At 50.5% G+C, this 5,258-nt stretch carries 2 protein-coding genes; one reads left to right on the forward strand and one right to left on the reverse strand.

Features of this window, described 5'->3' with window-relative positions; translation table 11 throughout:
• Positions 1-203: 203 nt before the first annotated feature.
• A complete protein-coding gene (locus tag QZP87_RS11460) occupies positions 204-3,053 on the reverse strand; it encodes a chemotaxis protein CheW (RefSeq protein WP_291323059.1) in 2,850 nt (949 codons plus the stop codon).
• A gap of 1,060 nt (positions 3,054-4,113) precedes the next feature.
• Between QZP87_RS11460 and QZP87_RS11465 the strand changes: the two genes are divergently transcribed.
• Complete coding sequence (locus tag QZP87_RS11465; protein ID WP_291323060.1) at positions 4,114-5,016, forward strand: NAD(P)/FAD-dependent oxidoreductase; 903 nt, start codon at positions 4,114-4,116, stop codon at positions 5,014-5,016.
• The last annotated feature ends 242 nt before the right edge of the window (positions 5,017-5,258 follow it).

Below are 5,258 nucleotides of genomic sequence, written 5' to 3' on the forward strand. Positions count from 1 at the left end.
GAGCCTTTTTCATTGCCCCGGCTCAGGGCAATGAAAAATCCTTCTTATCTCTGCGTCCTCTGCTTGCCCGGTTAAATCGGGGTCCCCTCTGGGGTATTTAACTGGGTGCCTCTAGCGAAGCTGGCGAGAGGTAAAAACATTTCAGGCTTGGCGTACACTTGAGCTGAAAGAGCCAAAAAGATTTGGTGAATAGTTACAAAGCCTTAAGAACTGAAACCTGCTTTTTGATTTTTTGCAGTCGCATCATGATTCGGGGACTGGAACTTTTCCCGCTCTTCAAACCAGTGAGGGTTCAAGCTTTCCATCAGCTCGAAAATATCAACCATCAGGACTGTATTGTCATCCAGCACTACAGAACCGGAAATACCGGTCTGCTTCAAGGTAAAATCGTCTATTTCAGCCTGCACTTCTCTGACATCTACGGGGGGAGAAGCCAGAAGCCCCACTTCGTGACCGGCCATGTAAAACACGATAACCACCAGCTCGCCTTCCAGTTCCAGATGTTCCACGCTGGCGGCCTCGTGCAGGGCAAAGACCGGCAGGACTCCCCCGCGGTACTGGATGACTTTTTTGCCTGCGTCGACCTCGATGTCTTCGGCCCTGATAAGGTCTACCCTGGTCACCAGGTCCAGGGGCACGGCGCATCGCTCCCCAAGGCCGTTGTTGAAAAGAAAAAGGCTGTGCAGGTCATGCTCTTTGCGGATTTCATGCTCCCGGGCCAGTTCCTGGGCCTTTTCCGTGCCGGCCATGGAGGACAGCTCGGACAGCCTTGCAATGCCGGCCACGTCAAGGATAAGGGCCACTCGGCCGTCTCCCATGATGGTGGCCCCGGCATATGCTTCGCAGGACTTGAGGTGACGTCCCAGGGGTTTGACCACGATCTCCACAGATTCGTGCAGTTCGTCCACCACCAGACCGTACTTGAAGGCCCCGGAATAGACAACAACAATATTTATGTCTTCCTCTCCGGCAATGGCCCACTTGCCGGCTTCAATGGTCTCTTTTTCCAGAACGGTGCCCTCATACCCTGATCCGCTCTTCTCAAGGGGTGCAGCAATGGTGTCGGAGTTTGCGCCCTCTTCAGACCAGGACTCTTCTATGGATCTCGCCCCGGCCCTGGACCGGCTGTCTTTCTCATCTGGTTTCAATAGTTCGGTAAGGCCCACAAGGGGGATAAGCTCTCCTCTTAATATGAGCACCTGGGCGTCTCCTACCACCTCGATTTTTTCATGCACCTGTTGAGCCGGGATCTGGATCAGCTCGTCCACGTTTATCTGCGGTACAGCGTAGCGCTCCCGGCTTATGGAAATAAGCAGGCTGGGGATAATGGCCAGAGTCAGTGGCAGCTTGATGCGGATAGAGGTTCCCCTGTCCTCCTCGGTGTCGATATCTATCTGGCCCCCCAGGCGGTCCAGATTGTTCTTGACCACGTCCATGCCCATGCCTCGCCCGGAATCGTCGGTGAGCTGCTCCGCAGTGGACAGGCCCGGTAAAAATATCAGCCGGGCCTTTTCCTTGCGTGACATGGTGCGAATCTCCTCATCGCTTACCAGTCCCTTGTCCAGGGCCTGCTCCACTATCGTATCCAAGGGGATGCCCTTGCCGTCGTCGATGATTTCAATAACGACCTGTCCTGCGGCGTGAAAGGCCTTGAGCAGTATCCTGCCCTGGGCCTTTTTGCCTTTAGCGGTCCTTTCGCCAGGCTTTTCTATGCCCTGATCCGCGGAATACCGCACAAGCCGGGTCAAGGGATCCGACAAACCTTCAATAATGGTCTTGTCCAGTTCCACCTCCTTGCCTTCCAGGTTCAGCTCTATATCCTTGCCCAGGCTCTGCGACATCTTCTGCACTATCCCGGGAAACTTGTTGAATACATGGCTTACCGACTGCATGCGTGTAAGCATGATGGCCTCCTGCAATTCTGAGGTCACCAGGTCTATACGCTGCCCGGCTGTATTGGTGGCTGGATCGGGATTTTCGGACAAGGCCTGCATAAGCTGGTTGCGGCTCAGCACCAGCTCTCCGGCCAGATTCATGAGGTTTTCAAGAAGGCCTACGTTGACCCTCAGGGATTCCGGCATGGAAGGCGGGGATTCACTGTAGCCCATCTGCTCCATGTTGCTGTAAATCTCCTGCATTTTGGAGGTGGCATCATCCTGGGGTGTCTCTACGTGGATATCCTCAAGCTCCTGGTATTCTTCATTTTTTTCAGGGCTGATCGCCTCCTGTAAGTCCCGGGGAGTGATATCCGGCTTGCTGATAATGAGTCGCTTTAGTTTCTGCAGGTATTCTTCAATGGAGTCATCAGGCGGTTCAAGGATATTTATGCTCAGCTCGCTGTCTTCATCCAAGAAAACAAACACGTCATCTATTGCACCTCTGCCCATGTGTGCAGCAAGGACGATATCCCACCATACATAGCATTGTTCAGGGTCAATATTCTCCAGATCAGGGATTTTACTATGATGAGCGGCAACATGAGCCCGGCCGAGCTCTCTCAACTCTTCTACAAGCATCAAAGGATCTGTTCCGGTGGCGAAAATGCCTGGATCAGGTTTGAACCGGATGTGATAAATCTCAGTTATTCCCGGGGAGTCCTGTTTCTCAACGGGTTCATGTTCCTCAACGTTTACTGATTGCCCTTCAGAGGAGTCAGTTGCCTGCCCAGGCACAATTTTTTTCATGGATTTCAGGATATGATCCATTTGTTCCTGGTCGGCGTCATCAGGGTTGTAAAGAAGGGTATGAATCTGGTCCTTGGCCTCCAAGGCCAGGTCCAGCAGGTTTCTGGTAACCTGCATTTTTCCGCTGCGTACCAGGTCAAAGGCTGTTTCCACTTCGTGAGTGAACTCGGAGAGGCGATTGAATCCAAAAATGGCCCCTGAGCCCTTCAGGGTGTGCAAAGCCCTGAAAGCACGGTTTATCAGTTCAACATCTTCTGGATTTTCATCCAGCTCCAGGAGAGTTGATTCCAGTTCAGGTAACAGATCACCGGCTTCTTCCCTGAAAGCCTGCTGCATTCTTTCATTTTCTACATTGTTGTTCTGATCCATGTTATATCCGTGAGCCTGCATGTGGTGTTGAGACGGGTAATGTCTCCCGCCGGGCTGCCCTTTCTCCTGTTTGCCTGTATTTCCAGGCTCATAAGCCGGGCGGGTTGCGTTATGGTAACCATTCAGGGGGTCCCCCAACGGCCCGGGGACAGTCCCCGCGACACCTTGCCTGCACAAGTAAAATATGACAAACGCTAAGTTGTGTGAACCTGCACAGGTAGTACTTAGCAAGGACAGTCCCCAGACCTTGTGCCAGGAACTACAACTGAGTGCCCCCTGAATGGTTACCTGAAGACTGTCCTCAGGCCGATTGCAGCATCCCCTGAATAGTTACATTGAGTCTGCAGTCAGGCCGAATCACTAAAGTTGTCGGTATTTTTATGTAAGGCTAGCAGGCAAGCTGTCTTAAGGCAACAAATTTGTTGGCTCTGGCATAGTTTGCCGTAATCGGGGATTGAATTTTTCAGGCGGATTCTGTTGCAATTTATTTCAGATTTGACCTTTTCATCATGTGTTGATAGCCATCATTGTTAAAGTTTGCATCAAGACTGATACGACTGCAAAAAGTCTTATTTCCAGTCGCAGTAGTCAGTGGCCAGTAGTCGATAGTCAGTAAAATCAAAAATTTAGATAATCCATATTTATCACTACCAGTCAATATCTGACTTTTTGCAGGTGCATCAAGAATCTCGAGAGTTCATAGTTCTTGGTTCTTCGTTCCTGGTTGAAAGAAATAAAGTGAATAAATTTGGATAGATATCTGCTCTGGCCCGAAAGACATGTTGATTTGCCAAAAAAGCCAATAAAAATAAAAAGTTACAAAATAACTTTTGACTGTCCAGAAGAATATAATTATTTCAAAATTTTTCTGTATTTTTAATAACACTATAGCGACACTTTATTTTTTGCTTGAAGGGGACTGGCTCTTTTGCCGCAGGATAGTCCGGCCGTTTTACAGTTTGAGGTCGGCAAAAGTGCCAGTCCCCGGTGGACGAGGCGATAATTTACACAAAGTGTCGCTGTAGTTATAAACCTGTAACTTTTTTGCAAGGAGCAAAATATGTCAATCAAGGACGTTGCAATAATCGGGCAGGGTCCTGCCGGTCTGTCTGCGGCAATATATACTGCCAGGGCCGGTCTGGATACCATTGTCCTTGGGTGCGCCCCCAAAGTGGCCGGAGATTACGACATAGACAATTACTTTGGATTTCCTCAGGGTATAAAAGGACATGAGCTTATCGAGCTGGGCTGCGATCATGCCGCCAAGTACGGGGCTGTGATCACCTGCGAAAGGGTTTTGTCCATACACATGGAGCCTGATGACACCTTCAAAATAAAGACAGACAGCGGGGAACACCGGGCAAGGGCGGTGATTCTGGCTACCGGCGTAAGCAGGGTCCGCCCGGGCATAAAAAATATTTCGGAGTACGAGGGCAAGGGGGTCTCATACTGCGTCAGTTGCGACGGATTCTTTTTCAAGAACAAAAAGGTATTCGTGGTGGGCGAGGGGGTTTTTGCAGCCAACCAGGCCATGGAACTGAAAGAATACACCCCGCACGTAAGTATTTACACCCAGGGCAAAAGGCCTGATATGCCGGATAGCTATATGCAGCGTTTGCAGGAAATGGAGATACCTGTACTGACTGACAAGATCGTGCGTCTGGAAGGGGAGCAGTTTCTGGAAAAGGTGCAGTTTGAAGACAGCTCCACTACAGAGGTGGACGGACTGTTCGTGGCCATGGGAGAGGCATCGTCCCTGGATTTTGCATATTCCCTGGGCATCACCACCCAGAAGATATTCATAGAGGCCGACCATGATCAGAAAACCAACATCCCGGGGGTTTTTGCCGCAGGTGACTGTGTGGGACGCTTTCTGCAGATCAGCGTGGCCGTGGGTGAGGGGGCCATAGCCGCCCGCTCCGCCATAAACCACCTGAAGGGGCAGAAAAAGAAGGAATCATAAGCAGGCTTTTTCAGGCGATCTTTGGATTTTCAAGTTGTCAGGCCTGGACTTCGGATTGACAGTTTAAATGTTTGTAAAGTAACAGTGATGTTGATGCGAGGTTGACCGTGCAAAAAAATATTTTAGGCGCTTAGCACAAATTTCAAACCAACATGTTGGTTGCTAAAATCGGTTCCTGGTTACCTCTCGTTCCCAGGCTCCAGCCGCTCCCCTCTCGTTCCCAGGCTCCAGCCTGGGAACGC

It is taken from the genome of Desulfonatronospira sp. (assembly GCA_003563255.1).
In the GTDB taxonomy this organism is placed as follows: domain Bacteria; phylum Desulfobacterota; class Desulfovibrionia; order Desulfovibrionales; family Desulfonatronovibrionaceae; genus Desulfonatronospira.